Genomic DNA, 23,584 nt, shown 5'->3' with positions numbered 1-23,584 from the left:
CGTCTCGGGGGTCGAGCGTGTTCAGTCATGCGTTTAACCGAGGCTCGCCGAGATAACGCCGCTATAACGCCGTTGTATTGATACGGTCACGGCGCGTCTGACGCCTCGACTGACTCGCGTCAGGTGCCACACATGAAGGTCGCACTCATCGGGATCGGACTGGCGGGCGGGAGAATCGTCGAGGCGCTCTCGTCGTACGAGTCGAACGTGGGCGTCGATTTCGTCGCCGACGCACTCGCGGTGAACACCGCTCGCGCCGACTTGGTGGAACTCGAACGCCTGCCGGAGAACCGCCGCATCCTCGTCGGACAGTCGCGCGTGAAGGGACACGGCGTCGGCGCGGACAACGAACTCGGAGCGGAGGTGACGAGAGAGGACATCGGCGACGTCCTCTCGGTCGTAGACGAGTTCTCGACGCACGAGGTAGACGCCTTCGTCGTCGTCGCCGGACTCGGCGGCGGGACCGGAAGCGGCGGCGCGCCCGTCGTCGCGAACGAACTCCGTCGGGTGTACTCGGAACCCGTACTCGGCGTCGGCGTCCTCCCCGACAGAAGCGAGGGCGACATCAACACCCTCAACGCCGCGCGGTCGTTTCCGACGTTCGTCCGCGAAGTCGACAATCTCCTTCTGTTCGACAACGACGCGTGGCGGCAGTCCGGCGAGAGCGTCTCCGACAACTACGCGACGCTGAACCGGGAACTCGCGCGCCGCCTCGGCGTCCTCTTCAGCGCGGGCGAGACCAAAACGAGCGCCGGCGGCGACGACGCCGTCGGTACCGCCGACGTGTTAGAGACGCTCGAAACCGGCGGCGTCTCCACCGTTGGCTACGCGAACGTGGAGGTTCGACGGCCGAACCGCGGCCTGGTGGCCCGACTGTTCGGCTCCCCGCCGGAACGCGACGAGGCGAAGGTGACAAACAGGGTGACCGCCCTCGTCCGACGGGCGATGCTCGGTCGCCTCACCGCGCCCTGCGACAGAGAGAGCGCAAAGCGGGGATTGGTCGTCGTCGCCGGACCGCCAGAGGAACTGTCTCACCGCGGCATCGAACGCGGCCGGGCGTGGGTCGAAGAGGAGACGGGGTCGGCCGAGATTCGCGGCGGCGCACACCACACCGGCGCCGATTTCGTGGCGGCGGTGGTCCTCCTGTCCGGCACCGACGACGTGCCGCGGGTGGCCGAACTCCGGGAGACGGCCATCGAGACGCGCCGCGACATCATAGAGCGAGAGTCCACGAGCAGTCACCGCTATCAGAACCTGATTCGGGCGTCCGAGGAGGGCGACGAGGAGTCTATCGACCCCCTGTTTTGAGACGACTCGCGCGGTCGCACGTCAGAGGATAGACGGGTCCGGCGCGCGCGCGGCGTCCTCGTTCAGAATCGAGAGGAGGTTCTCGTAGGGGACGAACGCCAGAAACGTCTCCGCTTCGTCGGCGTCGTACAGTTCGACCCCGTGGTCGTTCAGCACGTAGTGTTCACAGACCACGTCGCGGTTCCGGGTGACGGCGCGGTACGTCATGGCTGACGGTACGCGCTCGACGGGCTTGAACGTTCGAGCGCCTCACTCCACGACGACTGCGCCTTTCATCCCCATCGCCCGGTGCGGGGTGCAGAAGTATTTGAACGTGCCCGCCTCCTCGAAGGTGTGTTCGAAGGTGTGTCCCTCCGTCTGGACGCGTTCGGACGCGAAGGAGTCGTCCGTCGAAACCACGTCGTGGACGCCGCCCCCTCCGGTCCACGTCCAGACGACGGTCGTTCCCGGAGAGACGCGAATCGCGGCGGGCGAAAAGCCGTACGCGCCTCCGTTGGCCTCCGACCCGACGGCCACCTCGACGTTCGATTCGCCCGTCTTCTCTACGACGCCGTCGTAGTTCGTCGTCGCCCCGAACCAGTCGCCGAACTCCTCGGCCGACCCGGAGTCGTCCGGGGAGTCGGACCCGTCCGGGGAATCGGACCCGTCCGGCGACTCGTCTCCCCCGTCGGTTCCACCGCCGGAACATCCCGCGAGACCCGAGAGCGCCGCCGTCGCTGTCGACCCGACGAACGCCCGGCGCGAGAGGCTGTCTCCGTACATCGGTTTTTCCGTGGGACTCGCCTCAGAAAACCGGTTCGGTCCGTTCCCGAAGCGTGGGAACGACCGAGCGAAACGTAGGGGCGGTCGGCCGTAGTCGCGGGTATGACTCGGGACGACGAAACCGCACGCGCACCGCGCGCCGACACGGGCCGAGAGTGGGAACTGTTCGTCCGCGAGGAGGCGGCCGACAGCCTCCGGCACGTCGGGAGCGTCAACGCGCCGACTGCCGCCGCCGCGCGCGAACACGCCGAGTCGCTGTTCGGGTGGACCGCGGAGGCGATGTGGCTCTGCCCGGCCGACGAGGTGCGGCGCACCGGCGGACGAACGCTCGGCGGCGACGGCGACGAGGAGTCGGTCGAAGACCGCGGAGACGCGGCGGAGACGGAGGTGTCGGGATGATATCCGTGAGTAAACTGCTCTGCGGCCTCGGCGCGGCGGGCGACGGCCTCCGCTACGACGCCGCGAGCGAGACGGAAGAGAGACAGATAACGGCGGACAGACAGCGACGCCCGGTCGTGGTCTGGAACGTCACGCGGCAGTGCAACCTCTACTGCGACCACTGCTACGCGGGGGCGGATTTAGACCCCGCGCCCGGCGAGTTCTCTACCGCCGAGGCGACGCGATTCATCGACGAACTCGCGGCGTACGGCGTTCCGGTGTTGCTGTTTTCGGGCGGCGAACCCCTCGTGCGAGACGACTTGGAGACGCTCGTCGCGCACGCTTCCGACCGCGGTATCCGGCCGGTGCTCTCGACGAACGGGACGCTTCTGACGGCCGACCGCGCCCGGTCGCTCAGAGACGCCGGTTTGTCGTACGCGGGCGTCTCGGTCGACGGCCTCGCGGAGCGAAACGACGACTTCCGCGGGAAGGAGGGCGCGTTCGACGCCGCCGTCCGCGGCATCGAGAACTGCCTCGACGCCGGACTCAAAACCGGGCTGCGCTACACCATCACCGAGATGAACGCCCCCGACATGGAGGACGTGGTCCACCTCCTCGCGGACGTCGGCGTCGACCGCTTCTGTTTCTACCACCTCGACTACGGCGGGCGCGGCGGCGACATCGCGGACGCCGACCTCTCGACCGACGCCCGCAGGCGGGCCGTCCGCAGGCTCTGTGACCTGACGCGGGAGTACCACGACCGAGGCGAGGAGATAGAGACGCTCCTCGTGGGCAACTACTGCGACGCCGCCTTCCTCGTCGAGTACGCCCGCGAGGAACTCGGCGAGACGGAGGCCGAAGCGGTCCGGCGGTATCTCGAAGTCAACGGCGGCGACCCGACGGGCGAACGCGTCGCAGACGTCGATTACTGCGGCAACGTCCACCCCACGCAGTTCTGGCAGGGGTACAGCCTCGGAAACGTCCGCGACAGACCGTTCGGCGACATCTGGGAGGACGAGTCGAACCCGCTCTTGGCGGCCCTCAGAGAGCGCGAGGACCACCTCACCGGCAAGTGCGCCGACTGCCGGTACCGCGACATCTGCCGCGGCGGGTCGCGCCTCCGCGCGTTGGCAACCGAGGGCGACGTGTTCGCGCCCGACCCGCAGTGTTATCTCACCGAGTCCGAACGGTCCGGAGTCGAGTCCGCGGAGTCGGCGGGGACGGAGACGACGGCCGACTGAGTCGCCCCGGCCTCTACTCCTCGGCGCGGACGGTCAAGACGGGGGCGTCGCACCGGCGGACAACCCGTTCCGTGACGCTCCCGATGAGCGCGCGTTTCAGCCCCGACCGGCCGTGCGTCCCCATCACGACCAGGTCCGCGTCCTCGGCCGCGTCGAGAATCTCGACGTGGGGGACGCCGACGACCACCTCCGACTCGGCGCGGACGCCGGCCTCTCGGGCCCGTTCGACGGCGTCGCCGACTATCTGTTCGGCCCGCCCGCGGAGCGACTGCCGCACGCCGTCTACGGGCACGGTCTCCGGCGACAGAATCCCCGCGTCGCCGAGGTTCACCACGGAGACGACCCGGAGCGTCGCGTCGTACGTTTGGGCGAGTTCTATCGCGCGGTCGAGGGCCGCCCGCGCCGGGGGGTTCCCGTCCGTCGGCAGCAGAATCGTCCGGTACATGCGAGAGCGTACGCGACCCAGCCTCGTGTAGTCACCGCCGTCGAGGCGTCGTACGCGAACGTCCCCGACGCCGCGCCGACGACCGGAGTCCGCCGGGTCGCGGATTTTTCACCGTGGCTGGTGTACCCCCGGCATGGACGGACTCGACTCCTGCGACCGCGTACTCGTTCCGACGGACCGAAACGACGACGTCATCGCCCTCGACCACGCCGTAGAAATCGCTCGCCGATGCGACGCCGAGGTGTGTATTCTCTCGGTCGTGAACCCCTACGAGATGTCGTCGGTGACAGAGCGAACGGACGCCGAGTCCCGCGCCGAGGAGGTGGTGGCCGCCGCCGCCGAACGGGCCCGAGACGCGGGCGTCGACGCCGAGGCGAGAGTCGAGACGGGGACGCCGAGCAAGCGGATACTGGCGGTCGGAGACGAAACCGACGCCGACGTGGTGGCGATGGGGACGCACGGGCGGCGCGGCACGACGCGGTACGTCGTCGGAAGCGTCGCGGAGAAGGTCGTCCGCCACTCGCCGGTCCCGGTGTTGACGGTCAGAATCGGCGCGCCCGGCGAGTTGCCCTACCGAGACGTCGTCGTGCCGACGGACGGGAGCGAGGCCAACGACCCCGCGGAGGCGTGGGGCGTCTCCGTCGCGGCGGCGTTCGACGCCGACGTGCACGCCCTCTCGGTCGTCGAGCCCTCTCGCCTCCCCGGGAGAAGCGACGAGGAGGGCCGAGACGCCGCGGAGGCGGCGGTCGAAGAGGTCCTCGGTCGGGCCGAACGCGCGGGCGTGGCGGCCGCCGGCGCGGTGACACGCGGCACGACCCACGAGGAGATTCTCTCGTACTGCAAGGAGACGGGCGGCGACATCGTCGTGATGGGGACGCACGGCCGGTCGGGCCTGAAGCACGCACTCATCGGGAGCGTCGCGGAGAAAGTCATCCGCCTCTCGGACGTTCCGGTCCTCACCGTTCCGATGCAGAAGGCGTCGTCGGACGGTGACGGAGCGTGACCGGCCGAGACCGGACGACCACGCCGACGGCCGACGACCGAGAACCGGGGGGCCGATTCATTGCGGTGGGAGACCGATAGACGCGTATGGACGACATCGAGTTCGTGTACACGGTCGGGATGGACGAAACGGACCTCGTGCGGCGTCTCACCGAGAGCGTTTCCGGCGTCCTTTCGCTCGCGGACGGGAGCACCGCCTACGGAGTGCCGGTGTCCTATCACTACGACGAGGCGAAGAACCGGTTTCTCATCAGATTGACAGACGACGGCGAGAGTTCGAAGCTTCGGTTCCTCGACGAGACCGAGGAGGCGTCGTTTCTCGTTCACGATGTCGAAGACGACGAGGGCCACTCGTGGAGCGTGGTGATCCGGGGACCGATTCGCCGCCTGCCGGACGAGGCGTTCACCGCGACGGAGATAAACGAACTGTTCGACCCGCTACGCGTCTTCGACGAGGATATCGCTGACCTCGTCGTTCACGTGGTGGAACTGACGCCGACGGCGGTGACCGGTCGAACGACCGCCACGGGTCAGTGACCGATGCCTGACCGCGCGTCCGCCCGCGACGGGGCGTTCGAGGGCGTCGTCCTCGGCGGCGGATACTCGACTCGGTTCGGCGACGAGGACAAGGCTCTCGCCGAACTCCGCGGCCGCCCCCTCCTCGCGCACGTCGTCTCCGCGCTGGAACCGGCGTGCGACCGAGTCGTCATCAACTGCAGGGCAGAGCAAGCCGACTCGCACCGCGCGGCCGTCGAGGACGTGGACATCCCCGTCGCCGTCGCCGTGGACCCGGACCCGGACCGCGGACCGATGGCCGGAATCGCCGCCGGTCTCCGCGCCGTCGGGGCCGAGTACGCCGCCGTCGTCGCCTGCGACATGCCGTTTCTCGACCCGGAGTTCGTCGAGTACCTCCGCGGGCGTGCAGAGGGAGTAGACGCCGCCGTCCCGCAGAGAGACGACGAGTGGTACCAGACCACCCAAGCGGTCTACCGGGCCGAAGCGATGGCCGACGCCTGCGAACGCGCCCTCGAACGCGGCGAGGGGAAGATACTCGCGGCCCTCGAAGAGTTAGAGTGGGCGACGGTGAGCGAGTCCGAGATTCGAGCGCACGCCGCCTCGGACACCTTCGAGAACGTCAACACGCGAGAGGAACTGGCCGAAGCGGAGCGAAAACTGAGCGGGGAGTGACGCCGCGGCGTCGATTACCGTTCGACTACCTCGACGACGGGGTCCGACGCCGTCATCTTCGTCAGGAGGACGCGGTCAACGGCCGACGTCCGGTCGAGGACGCCGCGGGCTATCTCTCTCCCCACGTCGGCCAGTTCGGACGTATCGACCATATTCACCGTCGGCACGGCGTCCGCGCCGTCGGGGACGGCCTTCAGACCGCCCCGTTCGTGCGCGAGGACCGTCGCGACGTGCGAGGGTCGAATCTCCTCGCCCGCGCTCAGACCCGTCAGTTCGCTCACTCGGTCGGGGCGGTGGACCGCCCGTTCCGCGAGTGGTTCGCCGACCACCCGCGCCGACGCGAGGGCCAGAACGTGCGTCGACGCGCGGGGTATCTGCGGTTCGCGGTCGTCGGGCGCTTTGAACAGGCGGTTCCGCGCGCCGTCGGCCTTCACGAGCAACGGGCCGATACCCGACCCGGCGAGTTCGTCCACGATATCGGGGTCGTATCCGAAGTATCGGTCCTCGCGTTCGCGTTCGGGGACGAGACCCAACGGGCGCCGCGTCTCCGCTCTCGCCGCCCTCCGTGGGTCTTCGGTCACGACGACTCGGGCCACCTCGTCGTCGAATATCGGAATTCTGACCGTGGCTGTGACGACGCCGTCCGTCTCCCCGGCGAGTCGGTAGAGCGTCGTCTTCTTACCGCCCGCGCCGACGACGGAGACGACCGACTCCTCGTCGACGCCGAGCGTTCGCGAGAGGGTGTTGGAGGTCACGCCTCGCCCTCTACCGTCACGCGGACGGCGCTGTGTTTGTACTCCGGAATCTTCGCCGTCGGGTCGAGGGCGTCGCCCGTCAGTTCGTTCACCAACGGGTTGGCGTAGTGGAACGTCAGAAACACCGTCCCCGGTCTGACCGCGGGCGTCACCGCCGCGGCGACGGACACCTCGCCGCGCGCGTTGGCGACGACGACGTCGTCGCCGTCCGCTATGTCTCTCCGCGCGGCGTCGTCGGGATGTATCTGGAGGGCGTCCTCGGGGCGCATCCGCACCAGCGTGTCCGACCGCCGGGTGACGGCACCGCTGTTGAACTGCTGTATGACCCGTCCCGTCGTGAGGACGAGTTCGTCGTCGGTGACCGGGTCTGCGGGTTCGACGTGTTCGACCGGTCTGAGTTCGGCCGTCTTCGACCCGGTCGCAAAGCGGTCCGCGTGGAGTACCGCGACGCCTTCGCCGTCGTCGGCCGAGAACGGCCACCGCTGGCTCTCGGTGCCGATTCCGTCGTAGGTCATCCCCTCGTAGATGGGTGTCACGCGGGTCAGTTCGTCGAACACCGCCTCCGGGCCGTCGTAGTCGAAGTCGGCGTCGGTGAGTCGGTCGCCGAGTTCGCGGAGGATATCCAGGTCCGGCCGCGCGTCCCCGGGCAGGTCCGCGTTCGGCCGCATCCGCATCACCTGCCGGTCGGTGTTCGTCACCGTCCCGGCCTTCTCGGCCCACGAACTCCCCGGGAGGACCACGTCCGCGAGTTCGGCCGTCTCGGTGGGGAATATGTCGTGGACGACGACGAACTCCGCCGCCTCGAACCGTTCGCGGACGGCGTTCGCGTTCGGTTCGGTGACCGCGGGGTTCTCGCCGAAGACGTACGCCGCGCGGACGTCGTCGCCGAACTCGTGGGTCGCTTCGACTTCGGTGAGTCCGGGGCGCGCGGGCGGTTCGAACCCCCACTCCTCCGCGACGGTGGCCCGCGCCTCGCCGTCTGTCACGTCGCGGTAGCCGGGAAGCAGGTTCGGAAGCGCACCCACGTCTCCCGCGCCTTGGACGTTGTTCTGCCCGCGAAGCGGGTTGACGCCGGTTCCGGGGCGGCCCACGTTACCGGTCAGGAGCGCGAGGTTCAACAGGGCGTGGACGTTGTCCGTCCCGCAGTGGTGTTGGCTCATCCCCATCCCGGTGAAGACGGCCGCGGCGTCGGCTTCTCCGTACAGTTTCGCCGCCTCGCGGAGGTCCGACGGGTCCACGCCCGCGAGTTCTGCGGCCGCCTCGACGTCCACGCCGTCGAGAAACGAGACGAACTCCTCGAACCCCTCGACGCGTTCGTCCACGAACGAGTCGTCCGCGAGTCCCTCCGCGACGATAACCTTCGCAATCGCGTTCAAAAGCGGGATGTCGTAGCCCGGGCGGACGGGGAGGTGAACCGACGCCCCGTCCGTCGTGGCGTTGCTCCGCGGGTCTACGTGTATCATCTCCGTCCCCGACTTCAACGCCGGGACGAAGTACGACCGGAAGATGACGGGGTGCTGTTCGGCCGGGTTCGCGCCGACGACGAGGAACGCGTCCGCCTCCGTCAGGTCGTCGAGGGAGTTCGTCATCGCGCCCGCGCCGAACCGCGCGCGCATCGCGGCGACCGTAGAGGAGTGACAGAGTCGCGCGCAGTTGTCGACGTTGTTCGTTCCGAACGCGCGCGCCCCCTTCTGGAGGACGTAGTTCTCCTCGTTCGTGCAGTTCGAGGAGGCGAAGAAGAACGCGGCGTCCGGACCGTGCTCTCGGCGAACGCGGCCGAACTCAGATTCGATTCGGTCGAACGCCTCGTCCCACGTCGCGGGGACGAGTCGGCCGCCCTCGCGGACCAACGGCGTCGTGAGTCTCTCCTCGTGTCCGACCTGGTCGAAGGCGGCGACGCCCTTCGGACACACCTCTCCGCGGCGGTTCACGGGGGCGCGCCACCCCGTCGCCTTCCCGGTTCGTTCGTCGTACGCGATGCCGCATCCGACCCCGCAGAAGGGACAGATGCTCTCGGCCTCGGCGTAGTTTCTGTCTTCGCTCATGGTCACACCCGACGGTGACACGTCACGCGCCCGAGAGATAGGGCTTTCTTCGACTGCGACGACGCCGAACCGTCGGGCGTCTCACTCGGTGGGTGCTTTTCGCCCGTCCGATGCCCGCCGTTCGCCCACTCACCGTACCGCGTCACTGCCCCACACGCCTGGCGCGTCCCGCCGAAGCGTCACGCTTACTCCCCCTCACCGGTAGATTCGGGTATGAACGTCCCTTGCGTCCGCGTCCCGCGAACAGACGGCGAGGCGACGCGCCGCGCCCTCGCGGAGGCGGACATAATCGACCGGGACTTCGAGATTGCGGTCGAAGACGGTCGTCTCTACATCCCCGTCACCGACGCCGAAGCGGTTCCCGCCGAGTTCGACGTCGTCGAGTTCGACGCCGAGGCGCGCAGTCACCAACAGACCCCCGCGGACGTGCTCGGATTCGAACCGACGTACGAACGACTGGGCGACATCGTCATCGTGGACGAGGACGACGACGAACGCGCCCGCGCCATCGCCGACGCCGTCGTCGCCTCCGACCTGCCCGCGGACACCGTCGTCAACCGCGCCTCGAAGGTCAAAGGCGAACTGCGCGTCCGAGACTGGGACGTCCTCGCGGGCGAGAACACCGAGGCGGTCCACCGCGAGTACGGCTGTGAGTTCCTGTTGGACATCGCCGAGGTGTACTTCTCTCCGCGACTCGCGACGGAACGACACCGCGTGGCACAGCAGGTCGAACCCGGCGAGAACGCCTTCGACATGTTCGCGGGCGTCGGCCCCTTCGTCGTCCCGTTCGCGAAGCGAGGCGCCGAGGTGGTCGGCTGTGACCTCAACGAGGCGGCCGTGAGATATCTTCGAGAGAACGCCCGTCGAAACGGCGTCGAAGATAACGTGACCGCCGTCCACGGCGACGTGCGAGACGTCGCGGCCGACTACGAGGGGTGGGCCGACCGTATCGTGATGAATCTCCCGCACAGCGCCGACGACTTTCTCGACACGGCGGTTCGACTCGCCGGCGACGACTGCGTGATTCACTACTACGACATCCAACACGAAGACGACCCGTACGGCCCCGGTATCTCGGCGATTCGCGACGCCGCGGAACCGACGTACGACGTGACGGTGCTGACGGAACACACCGTCCGGTCGTACGCGCCGCACGAACTCAACGTGTGCGTGGATGTCAGGCTCACCGCGCGCTAATTCGGAAGCCTTTTCTTGTTCATCGGGTTACCAGAGAGTGCGTTCCGACGCACGCTCCAGTATCCCACCGAGAGTAGCGAGGTGGTGTCTCGGGGCGAACGACGCGAGCGCCGGTGTAGCTCAGCTGGCAGAGCGATTCCTTCGTAAGGAATAGGCCGAGGGTTCAAATCCCTCCACCGGCTTCCTCTTCGCGGTAATCTCTAATTGCTACACAGCGACGCTGTTACTTATAGATTCGCCTGAATTACCGCCCCATTTGAACCGCCGTAGATACCTTTCTTGCCGGTATATTCGCAGTTCAATTGGTACCCTTGAACGGTGTCGCGCCAAGACGTATGTCAAAAGAACCAATTTAGGCTGGCTACGGAATGATTATGCCATACCACACCACACTCTGGTCTATGAGGATACTGTCTAAAGGAAATGAATTACCGTTTGTTCACAGGTCAATTGGATGGGATGAATCCACCAACTTCAAAGATTTTGATATTGTATTCGTGAATTTGAGAACGTTAGAGAAAGAGTCACACAAATATGACCACCCATATAACGATTCAGAAAACTCTCCTAAAATCTTCCAGTCATCCGATGTATCTGAATTCATTAAAGAAGACGGCCATATGGTGATATATTTACCAGAATCTCCGATAACAGAGATGGGAGATACTACGACCGTCAGGAAGGACTTTTCGTACTCTTCCCCGAGCCATCAAGCCAGAGCCGGCTCAATACCGGACCCGGAACCGTACTGTGAGTATGATTTGTTAAGATGGTTGCCATGTACTATAAAGGCGACTACTGATGAGAGCGGAAAATCTATAGATGTATTCCTACCGGAGTGGGATTGGTACTTCGGAACTCGGTTTGCATGGAATAAGTTTCTGAAGGTAAGTAGAACAGCAGGTTATGATAAAAATACCATAGCTGAAAACTCATATGGGAAGATAATAAGCATAGAAATGAATAAGAATGGAGGGAGTCTGAAACTGATACCTCCAACGGACAGTATCACATACTCCGAGTTCGTCAGAAACACACTCGAAAATGTATTTGGGGTTGAAAGTAATGTGGAAGGTCGTTCTCCGCCTTCATGGGTGTCTGATTACTCACTTCCAAGCGAGGAGGATACGAAGAGTAGTATAGAGCGGAAAGAATCAGAACTCACACAACTGAAGGAGGAATTAGAATCGATAACTAAATTCAAGAGATTACTATATGAGACGCATACCAATCTTGAGGATGTAACAAAAGAAGCTCTACGGGAAATAGGATTTACTGTAGACGGTGAAGTCCCGGGAAAACGGGATGGGATACTACATACATCTCATACTAAGTTCGCCCTTGAGGTTACTGGAACAACAGGGGGTATCAAACTCAAAAAATGTAGACAGTTAGATGAGTGGGTCGAGAATGCAGTAGTCGAATTTCCTAATGAAGATGTATCTGGCCTTTTAATTGTGAATCCAGAAATGAATACCTCGCCAGATAATCGAGAGGTGAGTGTAGAGCCAAACGTAGAAGGGTACATGAAGCGGAGAGGAGATTATAAAATTCTCACTACCCCTGACCTGTATCGGATTGTAGAACTATGTCTGGAAGGGAAGGCGGAAAAGGACGTTATTGAGGAGATGTTCTATCAAGAAGACACACTATTGGAACTTCCTCCAGAATTCAGCCAGTAGATTCAACGTAATTACAGAAAGCTATTGCATTAGACCGCAGTCAGAGGTTGGTTGTGACACCAATAGTTTGCGAGGTCATGGAATACGTGTAAGCCGCTCGCAGAAATTTTTCAGAATTAGCCTCAACTACCGATTCTTAGTACAGCGGGAATACACCCCCGACCGTTTCAATATTCCATATAATCTTACAGTAAACTTAGAAAGGTATATCTTCTTGAACGTCATCGGTTAAAGGGGGGAGCACATGGGAGTGCTCGCCGTTCTGCGTGAAGCTGACTCTTGAGCCTCTGCTTTGCGGAGACTTGGCTTGTGACTCAACCTCCCATTAGAAAAATGGAAAGAAAAGTATCTTACTTAGGATATGAACCGGCGTACCGAACTACATTCCGGCCCGAGGAGGCCTCCAACGGAGGGACACTTGACGGTACAGAAATGTACGGATGGAGATTCACCGTTCTTCGGCGAGTACAGAAAAACACCCATACGCGCAACCCAACGGACCGGTACGATACATGGACAGACCAAACTTGGCTACGACAGAGTGACAATCTCCATGTCTTTGACTGCGTAGCGAGTCGAGTCTGGTTGGCACAGGGACAAGAGAAGAGGGCAAGACGTATTTTCAACAAACTTGACTTCAGGCGCTACAAAGACGGTAACAAGGACGGAACAGCCATTGCCGCCTTCGCGGCGTGTGCTTACGTTGGATGGAAAGATGGCATGGAATGTCATCCTAACAGCTCTAATCTGAACCGCTGGTTCGCAGAAGCAATGAAGGACCTAAATGTCTGCGCTAAGAGGTTCAGAGAGTTCTTTGGCCGACTCCAATCTGATATAGAAAACAACCGATACTTGAAAACCAGACCTCTTGATGAGAGAGGGCCAGATGTAGTTGATGAGTGGGAAACGGAGTTCGATGGGGGGTATATATACTGACGTATATTGGTTATAGTAAAAACGAACTCTTCTCAACTTCTCCAGTATAGCTCTCCTGTTCAGTCCATAGCCAAACCCGAGATGGTCTGTTCTGTCTTGACTGGTATAACCGGTACAGTTCATCTCTATATTCACTAACGGATTTAGCGAACAGTACCCGTAGAGTACTCTGTTCGGTAAAGGACAGATTCGAGTAGTTGTTCAGAACAGAATTCTGTTAACGGCGAGAAGCGGGCTAACCTGAATATTCTTCTACTCTAATGTGGTAGTAATAGGAACTACGTATTCTGTTCTCTTATTCTTCCCCGGACCTGCCGCATTCCCGCCGCTAACAGAACCAACGTAAACAACCTCTATTGAGGAATTACTCTCAATAATAGAGCCTGTACTTATGAGGGAATACTCTCCTAAGTAGCGACGCCTTCAGCCTACTTTCTCTAATCCCCGGCAGTCAACCGCTTCCCGCCGAACAGAGCACTCTTGGCATTCCCGAGGGACTTCGCCCCACCGGTAGAATTGTAGAGGACTTCTACCTTTGAATTTGCAAAGGTTCGAATAGTACCCTATAGTTCCTCTGACTCAAATTGTCTTTAGGGGTTAATTCTAAGAATATAGCAGCCACTCACTATGTTTAGAGCATTCTGCGACATACAAGGATATGTGATAAAATTTTTAATACAGATTAGGACAATTGTGACATAATCTCTACCATGGCATGAAAAGAAAAGTTATTGAATTCCTACAGGAGGGTAAAGAGATTGGACACTCGGTCGCCTCTACCACAGCAGAGATAATACTGGCAGTTCTAAGAGGAATTGCAGAGGTAATACTAGTAGTTCTAAGAGGAATATTAGACGGTGATATAATCTCAAATGCCATTAGTGCAGCAATATTCTCACTTACTGTTTGGGTGATGAGACGATTTGTCCTCCCCCCTCCGAGGCAACGCCCCACTACTAGAGATAATGGTAGAGCAACAGTTTCGATTCCTTCTGCTACAGAGACTACTCAACAGGGACCTTTCGTATGGGAAACTACCACAACACAAGGTGGAGTAGCTGAACTTACCACAACACAAGGTGGAGTATTTGAAACTACCACAGAGCCAGTTACTGCGTCAACATCCGTAGAGACAGCTACCACGTCACCAGTAACCCCACCACCTGTTGGAAAGTCCCCATTTCTATCTGATTTTTGGGTATACCTTGTGATATTTTTGTCTGCGTTCGTTCTGATAAGAGTCCTAAGGGGATACTGGAAATAGGTAGTGTTTTCCTGTGTTCTCATTCTTAATTACTGTACTTGAGTAACCAGCACCTGTTTAAATGTCGCGTAGAGAGTCGCGGCGTCTGTTAGCCTTCTCTTGGAAGTTCCCTTTATCGTAGTGCTTGTCGAGAACTCGGCCAGTCATGTTGACCCGTTCTCCGGTCACGTCCTTCGGCTGTCCCGCGTTCCTCGCGGCAGTCACGTAGCCCCGTCGTAGCGCGTGAGGACTGACCGAACCCGGACACTTGGTGATGTGCGCGTACTTGGTCGCTTCACAGTCGTTCGGGTCTCTGTCGAAGGGGCATTTGCCGCCGTTGTACGTGCACGGGCGCGTCGCGGCGTAAACCGCCTTCTGAATGGTCGTGTGAGAGGGCCGTCCGTGTCTCGTGGCTATCAGAGGCTTCCTGCCGTACTCGTCAGTCACGTCCGGTCGAGTGTGGGTGAGATAGTCCTCGATTACGTCCATCACCTCGTGGGTAACGTAGATGTTCCTCTCTCCCCGCCGGTTGTTCTTGAGCGGAGTCCCCTTATCGGGTCGGTGTCGAATCTTGAGCGTTGGACCGTCGGGGTCTATGTCCTCTACGTCGAGGGCACGGAGGCCGCTAAGTCTCATTCCCGCCTTCCAGAGAATCAAGACGATAAGGTGCCGGTTAGTCGCGTATTCGTGCTTGGCGAGAAACGGGAGGATTGCGTCGGCTTCCTCCTTGGTGAGAAAGTCGTCGCATATCTCGTCCTCTACAGTCGTCTTGGGAATTCGGACGAGTTCACTAAGTCCAGAGAAGACTGCATGGATGGACTCGCAGAACTCGATGAAGTTCTTGATGACCCGTATATCGTTACGGGCGGTGATGGTTGCGACCCGTTCGAGTCGGTAGTCTTTGTACTGTGCGATGAGGTCCCCGTCGAGTTCTCGCAGATACCGTATCTGGTTCTCCTCACACCAATCGGCAAACTGGTTGACTGAAACCCGGTAGTTGTAGAGACTCTTTTGGGAGAGTTCGGGTTTGCGGTCGTTCAGGTAACGCTGTACCCCGTCTCGCGGTGGAATATTTTTCTGTTCCATTGTCTTTCCGAGACCACCGCGCGGGAATCGCTCAACGAACCGGAGCAGGAATCCTTCGTGGAACGTACGACGGAGGGCAAATCGCCCGACGGCGTGCCGAGGTTCCAAATCGCCCGACGGCGTGCCGAGGTTCCAAATCCCTCCACCGGCTTTCCTCTTTGCGGTACTCTCTAACTGCTACACAGCAGCGCAGTTACTCGTAGACTTACCGGAGTTGTGGTTTCTATTGACCCGTTGCAGATACCTCTCTTACCGGTAGGTTCGCGGTCCGAGTGCGCTCCCTCGGACGGTTGTCCGGCGGCGGCTCGGCAAGGGTCGTCGGCCACGATAGAGAGGACTACTGCGGTGAACTGGACCCTCTCATCGGGGAGATGGGGCTGGGACGTCTCCCGCAATCGAGAATCGGCGAGAAACTATCTTCGGTACGAACGAGGCTACCGACGGGGCAGGTAATTCCGCTTCAGACTGGCTCGACCGACCGACGAGTTGCGAGCAACCTGCTTGCCGGCCGAGTCCACCGTCTCCGATGCGAGAGTTCTCGGAGCAACCGTATCTCGATCGACACCGTTCGCCGATAGCGCAGACGGGGGAGACAGCGATACCGCGTTCGAGCGCGCGCTGATCGCTCTCTGGAACTGACGGAAGAAAAACGCGAGAGACTGAATCGGAGGGAGACCCTCCGGAGGTTCAGTTAGTTAGTCGCGGCGGACTGCGAGGAGCGCCGCGGCGAGAAGCGCCGTCAGAGCAACGACCACGCCGAAGCCGGGCGTGCCCGTCTCAGTCGACTCTTCTGTCGCGGGCTCGTCGGTGGCCGGAGCCTCGGTCGTCTCCGAAGCCTCGGTCGTCTCCGAAGCCTCGGTCGTGACGGGCTCGTCGGTGACCGTCGCCGTGCCGTCGTCGGTCACGGTTTCGGTCGTGTTGGAGCCTTCCACGACGGTGCCGTCGACTTCTTCGTTCTCGTCGACCGCGCCGTTACGGACCGTGATCGTGTACTCGTCACCGGCGTTCTGGCCGCTGAAGTCGAACTCAGCGGAGAACGTGTTGTTCTCGGTGACGTCGGTCGTCGCGGTCTTCAGGAAGCTCGGGCTGGTGTCGTCGGCGCTACGGATGCGGATCTGCAGTTCCGTACCCGGAGCGACGTTGGACTCGCCCTCGACGATCTGACCCGCGGCGTTCGAGACGTTGTACGGGTCGTCGAGGCTGTGTTCGCCCTCGATGAGGTCGAAGTCAGTTTCGACGGTCTGCTGGTCCTCGGCGAGTTCGGTGTCCTCGGAGACGGTGAAGTTCGCCGTCAGCGTGTCCTCGTCACCGAAGTCGACCGGATCGTCGCTACCCGGACGGTACGCGCCAATCTCGTCGTTGTCCGAGTCGAACACGACGTAGTACGTGTCGTTCTCGGCGTCACCGACGACGCTCTTGACGTTGTCCGAAGAGAGGTTCAGCGAGAACGCTTCGCGGTTCGCGGGTGCGGAGGTTTCGTTGACCGTGAAGTTCGTCGGCTGACCGGCGCCGAAGAACATGTTGTCGTCCTCTGCCTCGTAGAGACCGCCGAGGCCGGACGCGCTGATCTGTGCGACGACGACGTCACCGTCTGCGATGTCGCCGTCCTGCGTCAGTTCGCCGTTCTCGACCGCTTCGGTGATGTCGTCGTAGTCGCTGAGCGAGACACTGTCGTGTGCGGTCCACGTGGTCACGTTCTCGGTGCTGCGCTCTTCGAGAACGAGCGTCGCGGCGTTCTGGGTGTCGTCGGTGCCCTCTGCACCGACTTCGAGGTCGTAGTCACCCGCGTCGAGGAGCGAGTCGACGGGGGTGATGATCTCCGAGTTTCCGAAGTCGATTTCGTCGTCGTCCTCGGCGGAGAAGACGTCACTCGCGGAGGCCGAGTCGTCGGCCGCCGCCCACGTGTCGAAGAGGATGACGGCTTCGCCGTCGTCGTCGTCGTCTTCGATTGCCACGTCGGCCTCGAAGCCGACGTCCTCACTACCGATCGTGACGGTACCGGCGTCCGTGTTGTCGAACGTCACCGGAATCTCGACGATGTCACCGCGCTCGTTGCTGATGACGCTCTGGTTGAAGTCGGCCTCGCCGTCACCGGCCTCTTCGACGTTGATCGTCGAAGATTCCTGGGTGACGCCGGAGTAGTCGTCGACGACTTCGAGCGTGTACGAGCCCGTCTCGTCGGAGAAGTCACCGACGGCGAACTCGTATTCACCCTGACCGTTCAGGTCAGCGGTGACTTCGTCCTGGAACTCGTCGTCGTTCGAGTCGTAGAGCTGGAGCGTGATCGGGCGGTTGCCCGCGTTCGCGGAGACCGTCCCCTCGACGGAGTCGTCCGTCGTGATGTTCTGGTCGTCTACGTCGAGCGAGAGACCGAGGTCGCGAACGTCGATGGTGGCCTGGCTGCCATCATCGATGGTGTAGTTGTATTCGTCGATATCGCGGTTCTCCGTGTTGAACACGAAGACCTTGCTATTTTCGCCAGTAGAACCGGAGAACTGGTAGCTGCTCTCGTCACCTTCGACCTCAACGTCAACGTTGGTCGAGTCGGAGACGATCGCAACATTCGATCCCTTATACGCATTGACGTCGCCGCCCACAGCCGTCGTGGACGCAAACGTTACATCTTCTGCGTCGTCATCGTCCGTTGTCGTATCAACAACATTACCTGCGGCATCAGTAACGTTGTACTGGACTTCAAGGTCGTCAGTAACGAGGTCGCTACCAAGAGTAGCGGTGATCCGACCATCAGTCACATCAATGGAACCAGACTCGGTCAGGTTCTCCTCGTCATTCGTGATGTTGAGCTCGTGAACCGTTCCAATATCCTCGTTGAAGACTATTTCAACTTCAGCCGAGGAGTCGTTTTCGTACTGGACCGCGTCGATGAATTCGAGACTGTTCTCATCATTGTCGATGACCAGCTCCGTGCTCGTATCGAAGCTATCGTCACCAGTGTTCAGAGACTCGTTCTCGAAGGCATAGACCTGGTACGATCCATCACCGAGACCACTAACATCTAGATCAGTGAGGTTGATGTCCGTGGTGTCAGCAGCCACGTAGGATTGGTTATTGGCAGTTGCCTCACCTGCGTCGTACACTCCGTTTCCATTCTCGTCAACGAAGGCGTACAAGCCCGGTGCGTTATTGCTATCGTCGCTATCAACTTGTACATCTGTCAAGGTTCCCGATTCCGCCGTGTGGCTTGCGCCATTGCCGGAACCGAGATCCAGAGAACCGCCTGAAGCAGCCGCAGCAGCCGATCCAGAGAGCGCGATGGTGCCGGCGAAAACCGACATAACCATCAGCGCCGCCAGGATGACCGCGCGGAACTGATCTTGTTTGCGTGTCATGTTTAGTTGGGTAAGTCGCAAGTCGGCAACAGCCTCTTTCTCGCGTCCCGGTCTTCCGACGCTGGCGCGTGGAATCGGACGGCGATACTCGATGATGTCACCATGGGTAGGGGTACTCAAAACACTGAACAGGTACAATATATGTTTTGTGTATTTACGGAGAATGTGTCACTCAAAAATAATTCCAATCCGAGAGAGCTACCCCGGAATAGGAGCGCTCTAAGTAGCGTATGCGGCAGTTTAGCCGGACACCACCGGATCCGAAACGAGCGTTGCCGCGAGAGTATACCACGGCAGAGTGGGGGTGCGACTACCTCTGACAGCGAGTCGTCCATTCGAGAGAGAACGACGTCGGCGACCGGTCTGTCGCGACCGAACCGAGGCGCGCGTGCGGTCTCCGATCGTCTATTCTCCCGACTGAGATCGCTGCGGGTACGACGCGAGCGATATCCGCCGACCGCTTCAGGCAGTTTATCATCCGGCGCGGCGGAAACCACGTATGCTCACGTTCATCGGACTCGGCCTGTACGACGAGCGGTCGATTACCGTCGAAGGGCGAGACGCACTTCGCGACGCCGACCACGCCTACGCGGAGTTCTACACCAGCAAACTGCTCGGTGCGACGGTCGACGAACTTCGGTCGCACCACGACGTCGACATCGAGGTTCGGGACCGAGAGGGCGTCGAACAGCGCCCAGAGGAGATACTCGACGCCGCGGAAGCGGGCGACGTCGCCTTCCTCACGGCGGGGGATACGATGATATCGACGACGCACGTCGACCTTCGACTCCGAGCGATAGAGCGCGGTATCGACACCCGCGTCGTCCACGGCGTGACCGCCCAGTCGGCCGCCAGCAGTCTCACCGGACTCCAGAACTACCGCTTCGGGAAGGCCGTGACGCTTCCGTTCCCGTACGCGCACGGTGCCGACGGCGTCCCGCAGAGCGTCGTCGACTCCATCGACGCGAACCGAGAGCGCGGACTGCACACCCTCGTGTACCTCGACATCAAAGTCGCTGACGGCCGATCGGGGAGTCCCGACGACGAGTACGGCGAGTACATGACCGCCGACTTCGCCGCCGGAGAACTCGCCCGCGACTGGGACGACGTTCTCGGCGTCGTCGTCGCCCGCGCCGGAAGTCCCGACGCCGTGGTGGCGGCGGACCGACTCTCTGCGCTCTCGGAACGCGACTTCGGCGACCCGCTTCAGATGCTTTTGATTCCCGGTGATCTCCACCACGTGGAGGCCGACGCGGTGCGAACGCTCGGCGGGGCACCGGACGACGTCGTCTCGGAGAACGAACTGTAGACGGAAGACTGCAAGCGGAACGAGTGCGCGGACGACTCCTCAGACGCTTCCGCCGCGGTTCAGCCCCTGGCCCTCTACGTCTAAGGCCTCTCTCAGGTCGTACTCGTCGCCGGTGAGCATGAACAGCACGTCTTCGACCACCGTGAGCAGTTCCGGCAGTTCGCGGACGACGAGATACGTGACGCCGACGAGAGCGACGACGGCGAGCAGTTGGCTGATGATTCGGTCGGAGATGAAAAACGACACCATGTAGGGGTCGCTCGACCCGAACAACAGCAGTATCTCGTCGACGAAGAACTGGAAGTACTGCTTCCCGAAGGCGATGGTGATGAACGTCGTCCGAAGCAGGTTGAGCGCGTAGATGATGGGGAGAGCGATAGCCAGCGCGCGGATTTTCCGCCGGAGCGGAGCCTTCACCGCGGCGATGAGGCCCGCGAAGATGGTCATGCTCCCGAGGCCGGTACACGCGAGAACGACCGACACTTTGAGCCGGTGGTCGCCGTCGTAGAAGAGAAACGTATTCAGAAAGCCCTCTTCGCCGACGATGACTTCGGGGTGGTAGCCGAGGGCGTTGACCAAGAAGCCGGTCTGTGCGGCGACCGTCTCCATCAACACGCCTCTCGGCGCCGGAACGTCGAAACCGAAGAGCGCGAACGCGGGAATCGTCTCGAACGGCAGGTACACCGCCCCCATCACGGCGACGGCCCGCGAGAGAACGAACAGCGTGGTGCGGCCGGAGTAGAGCAGATAGCCCGCGTAGAGACACGCGGGCACCGCGGCGAGCGAGAGGAACCCCTCGATGTAGCTTTTGTGGACGAACGCGAAGTGGGGGATCAACTGCAGCCAAAAGAGCGCAAAGCCCACCCACGCGGCGACGGTGACGTGTCGCGCGCGGCGGTCGCCGCGCCGTTCGAGTACCGCTCCGGCCACGAACGTCGCGATGACGACCCACGCGAGGGCGTCAGAGAGAACTCCGGGCATAGGGGAACGATGTCGCGTTCGGATTAAATCCCTTGTCGTTCTATGCGCCGCCGGAGTCGAACCGCACGCGAGCCGCGATTTCGGCTCGGCGACGCCGGGTCCGGACGATCAGTCGTCGGGTTCGAGAACCTCTATCTCGTGGCCGTCGGGGTCCCGCGTGAACGCGTAGCGGTTGTCACAGGACTCGGGGTCGCGGTAGTCTTCGCCCTCACGTTCCATCAGCGTCTCCCAGTAGTCGTTCAGGTCGTCGGCGCGGACACAGACGTGTCCCCACGCGTCGCCCATCGTGTAGCTCCGGCCGTCGTAGTTGTACGTCAGTTCGACAGCCATCGCCTCTTCTGCGGCGTCTTCGGGCTTTACGAAGTAGTTCGCGAAGGAGTCCGACTCCCAGCGACCGGTGTGTTCGTACTCGAACTTCCGCGTCCAAAAGCCGAGGGCTTCGTCCGCGTCTTCGACGCGCATCATCGTGTGGTCGATGCTCCACCGCGCGCCCTGGTCGCGTTGGACGATTTCGACCTCGTGGCCGTCCGGGTCTTTGACGAACGCGTAGCGCCCGCCGCAGGATTCGGGGTCGCGGTAGTCGTCGACGCCCTCGTCCATGAGACTCTGGTACGCCTCTTCGAGTTCGCCCTCGGGCACTCGGACGGCGATGTGGCCCCACGCGTCGCCCATCTCGTACGACCGGTCGTCGTGGTTGTACGTCAGTTCGAGGACCGCACCGTCCTCGTGGACGTCTTCGGGACCGAGGTAGACGTTCGTGAACGTCTCGGCCTCCCATCGACCCTTCTCCTCGTAGTCGAGGTGCGTCTGGTACCAGTCGAGCGATTCGTCGAGGTCCTCGACGCGCATCATCACGTGGTCAAGTACTCCGGACATACGCGTGACGTCGGCCGGAGCGTCGAAAAGAGTACCGGACGCGGAAGCCGCCGACGCACTCTCGCAAGGGGGTTTGGGCGACTCACTCGCGCCGCCGTCTCACCCTCGGCCAGTACACCACCCACGCGACGGTCCAGAGAGCGAGAGTACCGAGAGGCCACGCCGTCCGGCCCGGTTGCGCCGAGAACCCACTCGCGAGAGAGAGTTGCGCGACGCCCGCGAGAACGAGGAGGCCGCCCGTGACTCGCGGGTCCTCGCGTCCCCGACGCCACCCGACGACGGCACTCGCGACCGCACCGGCGTAACAAGCGACCGACACCGGCCACGAGACGATGAAGTCGGGGAGACCCCGCGTGTAGACGAACAGGAACTCGAAGAGCGTCGTCACCCCGACGGGAGCCGTGTTCAACAGTCCCCACGCGAAGAGGAGCGTCTCGTCCCCTCCGGGAAACGTCTGAACCGACCACGGGACCGCGAGAAGAGAGAGGACGGCGAGGACGGCCGTTCGGTCCGACGCCGTATCCGACCGATCGGAGCGTCGAGACACGGCCCCTGACTCACCGCTGTGCGATGATGCGCAAGACGTCTTCGTCTTTGAGTTCGTGGTCGCGTCCGACCTGTTGTTCGTCGTGTTTCGCGCTCGGACCGGACACCCGCGCGAATCGGAAGCGGTCCTCGAACGACCCGCCGAGTCTGTCGAGGGCGTCGTCGACCGTGTTCTCCTCTTCTGTGAGCACGAGCGGTTCCTCGTAGTCCGTGCCCCGGCCGGGTTTGTCCATGTAGATGCGGATGAGCCCGAGTTTCTCCCACATCTTCTCTTTGAGAGCGTCGAGCCCTTTCTCGGCCTCGGCGCTGATGAAGACGGCCTCGGCGGGGTCGATACCGACCTCTCTGAGGTTCTCCTCGACCGTCGGGAGGTAGTCTTGGTCGATGAGATCGGCTTTGTTGACCGTGACCATGGAGGGGAGGTACACCCTGTTGTCCATGATGCCGTCGATGAGTTCGTCTATCGTCGGGTCGCCGCGGACGGTCACGTCGGCGTTGACGTAGCCGTGCTCTCTGAGGACGTCCTTTATCGTGCCCTCGTCGAGAGAGACGTCGTCCGTCGTCGTCACTTGGATGCCGCCTTTGCCTTTCTTCGAGATGGTGAGACTCGGCCGTTCCGTGTCGAGTCGAATCTTGTTCTCGTACAGTTCGTGACGGAGGCGTTCGTAGCGCTCTATCTCGAACACCGAAAGCATGAACACGACGAGGTCGGCCGTCCGGACGACGGAGAGAACCTCCTTCCCGCCGCCGCGGCCGCCCGCCGCGCCCTCGATGAGACCCGGAACGTCGAGAATCTGGATGTTCGCACCGTTGTGCTTGAGCATCCCCGGATTGACGTTCAGCGTCGTGAACTCGTAGGAGCCGACCTCGCTGTCCGCGTTCGTCAGGGCGTTTATCAGCGTCGACTTCCCGACGCTCGGGAACCCGACGAGTGCGACCGTCACGTCGCCCGTCTTCTCGACCGCGTATCCGTGACCGCCGCCGCTGGAGGACTGTTGCTCGAGTTTCTCTTTCTTTTCGGCGAGTTTCGCCTTCAGACGGCCGATGTGCGACTCGGTCGACTTGTTGTATGGCGTACTCGAGATCTCCTCTCGGAGTTCTTCGATCTCGTCCTCCAGTCCCATCGGTTACACCTCTGCCACCTGCGTCGAAAAATCTGTTCCTTCGGGTCGGACCCCGTTTTGGTACTCGCGCGTGCGTGGGGGCGCGAGACACGCTTCGACACGATTATACTCGGGAGTCGCGACCCACGCA

22 protein-coding genes and 1 tRNA gene are annotated in these 23,584 nt (G+C 61.8%); 12 read left to right on the top strand and 11 right to left on the bottom strand.

Going from position 1 to position 23,584, the window contains the following annotated elements:
* Positions 1-132 precede the first annotated feature (132 nt).
* Positions 133-1,308, top strand: coding sequence for a tubulin/FtsZ family protein (locus BM167_RS04375; protein WP_092889267.1), 1,176 nt, complete (start codon positions 133-135; stop codon positions 1,306-1,308).
* 21 nt (positions 1,309-1,329) lie between these two features.
* On the opposite strand, the gene BM167_RS04370 is transcribed toward BM167_RS04375, so the two are convergent.
* Together BM167_RS04370 and BM167_RS04365 are read right to left on the bottom strand one after the other, a co-directional pair.
* On the bottom strand, positions 1,330-1,515 hold the full coding sequence (locus BM167_RS04370; RefSeq protein ID WP_092889264.1) for a hypothetical protein: 186 nt from the start codon (positions 1,513-1,515) through the stop codon (positions 1,330-1,332).
* Between the two features lie 42 nt (positions 1,516-1,557).
* On the bottom strand, positions 1,558-2,070 hold the full coding sequence (locus BM167_RS04365; RefSeq protein WP_092889261.1) for a halocyanin domain-containing protein: 513 nt from the start codon (positions 2,068-2,070) through the stop codon (positions 1,558-1,560).
* A 102-nt stretch (positions 2,071-2,172) separates the two neighbouring features.
* On the opposite strand from BM167_RS04365, the gene BM167_RS04360 reads away from it, so the two are divergent.
* Together BM167_RS04360 and BM167_RS04355 are read left to right on the top strand one after the other, a co-directional pair.
* Positions 2,173-2,469: an Htur_1727 family rSAM-partnered candidate RiPP gene (locus BM167_RS04360; protein WP_092889258.1), complete on the top strand. Its 297-nt coding sequence runs from the start codon at positions 2,173-2,175 to the stop codon at positions 2,467-2,469.
* A complete protein-coding gene (locus tag BM167_RS04355; RefSeq protein WP_092889255.1) occupies positions 2,466-3,689 on the top strand; it encodes a TIGR04347 family pseudo-SAM/SPASM protein in 1,224 nt (407 codons plus the stop codon). The genes BM167_RS04360 and BM167_RS04355 overlap by 4 nt, the downstream gene beginning before the upstream one ends.
* Positions 3,690-3,702: 13 nt before the next feature.
* Here the strand turns inward: BM167_RS04355 and BM167_RS04350 are convergent, their stop codons facing one another.
* Positions 3,703-4,134: a universal stress protein gene (locus BM167_RS04350; protein ID WP_092889252.1), complete on the bottom strand. Its 432-nt coding sequence runs from the start codon at positions 4,132-4,134 to the stop codon at positions 3,703-3,705.
* A 133-nt stretch (positions 4,135-4,267) separates the two neighbouring features.
* On the opposite strand from BM167_RS04350, the gene BM167_RS04345 reads away from it, so the two are divergent.
* From BM167_RS04345 to mobA, 3 genes are all read left to right on the top strand, one after another.
* Positions 4,268-5,137, top strand: a complete 870-nt coding sequence (locus BM167_RS04345) for a universal stress protein (RefSeq protein ID WP_092889249.1) — start codon at positions 4,268-4,270, stop codon at positions 5,135-5,137.
* An 86-nt stretch (positions 5,138-5,223) separates the two neighbouring features.
* A complete protein-coding gene (locus tag BM167_RS04340) occupies positions 5,224-5,673 on the top strand; it encodes a pyridoxamine 5'-phosphate oxidase family protein (RefSeq protein WP_092889246.1) in 450 nt (149 codons plus the stop codon).
* Between the two features lie 3 nt (positions 5,674-5,676).
* Entirely contained in the window at positions 5,677-6,324 is a 648-nt protein-coding gene (mobA, locus tag BM167_RS04335; protein WP_092889243.1) for a molybdenum cofactor guanylyltransferase, read from the top strand.
* Positions 6,325-6,338: 14 nt separating this feature from the next.
* Here the strand turns inward: mobA and yqeC are convergent, their stop codons facing one another.
* The gene (yqeC, locus tag BM167_RS04330) at positions 6,339-7,079 is read right to left on the bottom strand and encodes a selenium cofactor biosynthesis protein YqeC (protein WP_092889240.1); all 741 of its coding nucleotides are present in this window, start codon (positions 7,077-7,079) and stop codon (positions 6,339-6,341) included.
* Entirely contained in the window at positions 7,076-9,124 is a 2,049-nt protein-coding gene (gene fdhF, locus BM167_RS04325) for a formate dehydrogenase subunit alpha (RefSeq protein ID WP_092889237.1), read from the bottom strand. Before fdhF ends, yqeC begins: the two co-directional genes overlap by 4 nt.
* Before the next feature lie 213 nt (positions 9,125-9,337).
* On the opposite strand from fdhF, the gene BM167_RS04320 reads away from it, so the two are divergent.
* The 5 genes from BM167_RS04320 (at position 9,338) to BM167_RS18055 (ending at position 14,203) form a co-directional block, all read left to right on the top strand.
* Positions 9,338-10,321 (top strand): class I SAM-dependent methyltransferase, encoded by a 984-nt coding sequence (locus BM167_RS04320; protein ID WP_092889234.1) that lies wholly within the window; start codon positions 9,338-9,340, stop codon positions 10,319-10,321.
* A 109-nt stretch (positions 10,322-10,430) separates the two neighbouring features.
* Positions 10,431-10,503, top strand: a tRNA-Thr gene (locus BM167_RS04315).
* Positions 10,504-10,722: 219 nt separating this feature from the next.
* Positions 10,723-12,003, top strand: coding sequence for a hypothetical protein (locus BM167_RS18065; RefSeq protein WP_143095462.1), 1,281 nt, complete (start codon positions 10,723-10,725; stop codon positions 12,001-12,003).
* 585 nt (positions 12,004-12,588) lie between these two features.
* Positions 12,589-12,939, top strand: a complete 351-nt coding sequence (locus tag BM167_RS18060) for a hypothetical protein (protein ID WP_143095461.1) — start codon at positions 12,589-12,591, stop codon at positions 12,937-12,939.
* Between the two features lie 715 nt (positions 12,940-13,654).
* Positions 13,655-14,203 carry a hypothetical protein gene (locus BM167_RS18055; protein ID WP_143095460.1) on the top strand — a complete coding sequence of 183 codons (549 nt, stop codon included), beginning with the start codon at positions 13,655-13,657 and terminating at the stop codon, positions 14,201-14,203.
* Between the two features lie 57 nt (positions 14,204-14,260).
* On the opposite strand, the gene BM167_RS04310 is transcribed toward BM167_RS18055, so the two are convergent.
* Together BM167_RS04310 and BM167_RS04305 are read right to left on the bottom strand one after the other, a co-directional pair.
* Entirely contained in the window at positions 14,261-15,268 is a 1,008-nt protein-coding gene (locus tag BM167_RS04310) for a tyrosine-type recombinase/integrase (RefSeq protein ID WP_092889231.1), read from the bottom strand.
* A gap of 695 nt (positions 15,269-15,963) precedes the next feature.
* On the bottom strand, positions 15,964-18,618 hold the full coding sequence (locus tag BM167_RS04305) for a DUF7827 domain-containing protein (protein WP_092889228.1): 2,655 nt from the start codon (positions 18,616-18,618) through the stop codon (positions 15,964-15,966).
* Positions 18,619-19,117: 499 nt separating this feature from the next.
* On the opposite strand from BM167_RS04305, the gene dph5 reads away from it, so the two are divergent.
* Positions 19,118-19,927 carry a diphthine synthase gene (gene dph5 / locus BM167_RS04300; RefSeq protein ID WP_092889225.1) on the top strand — a complete coding sequence of 270 codons (810 nt, stop codon included), beginning with the start codon at positions 19,118-19,120 and terminating at the stop codon, positions 19,925-19,927.
* A gap of 39 nt (positions 19,928-19,966) precedes the next feature.
* Here the strand turns inward: dph5 and artA are convergent, their stop codons facing one another.
* From artA to BM167_RS04280, 4 genes are all read right to left on the bottom strand, one after another.
* A complete protein-coding gene (gene artA / locus BM167_RS04295; protein ID WP_092889222.1) occupies positions 19,967-20,908 on the bottom strand; it encodes an archaeosortase A in 942 nt (313 codons plus the stop codon).
* A gap of 108 nt (positions 20,909-21,016) precedes the next feature.
* Positions 21,017-21,784 carry a VOC family protein gene (locus BM167_RS04290; protein ID WP_092889219.1) on the bottom strand — a complete coding sequence of 256 codons (768 nt, stop codon included), beginning with the start codon at positions 21,782-21,784 and terminating at the stop codon, positions 21,017-21,019.
* A gap of 82 nt (positions 21,785-21,866) precedes the next feature.
* Entirely contained in the window at positions 21,867-22,331 is a 465-nt protein-coding gene (locus BM167_RS04285; RefSeq protein ID WP_092889216.1) for a TIGR04206 family protein, read from the bottom strand.
* 10 nt (positions 22,332-22,341) lie between these two features.
* Positions 22,342-23,454 (bottom strand): OBG GTPase family GTP-binding protein, encoded by a 1,113-nt coding sequence (locus BM167_RS04280; protein WP_092889212.1) that lies wholly within the window; start codon positions 23,452-23,454, stop codon positions 22,342-22,344.
* Between the last annotated feature and the right edge of the window lie 130 nt (positions 23,455-23,584).

The sequence above is a fragment of the Halopelagius inordinatus genome, assembly GCF_900113245.1.
Taxonomy (GTDB): Archaea; Halobacteriota; Halobacteria; order Halobacteriales; family Haloferacaceae; genus Halopelagius; species Halopelagius inordinatus.
The sequence above is the reverse complement of the archived record's forward strand: the minus strand, read 5'-3'. Positions and strand labels throughout refer to the sequence as shown.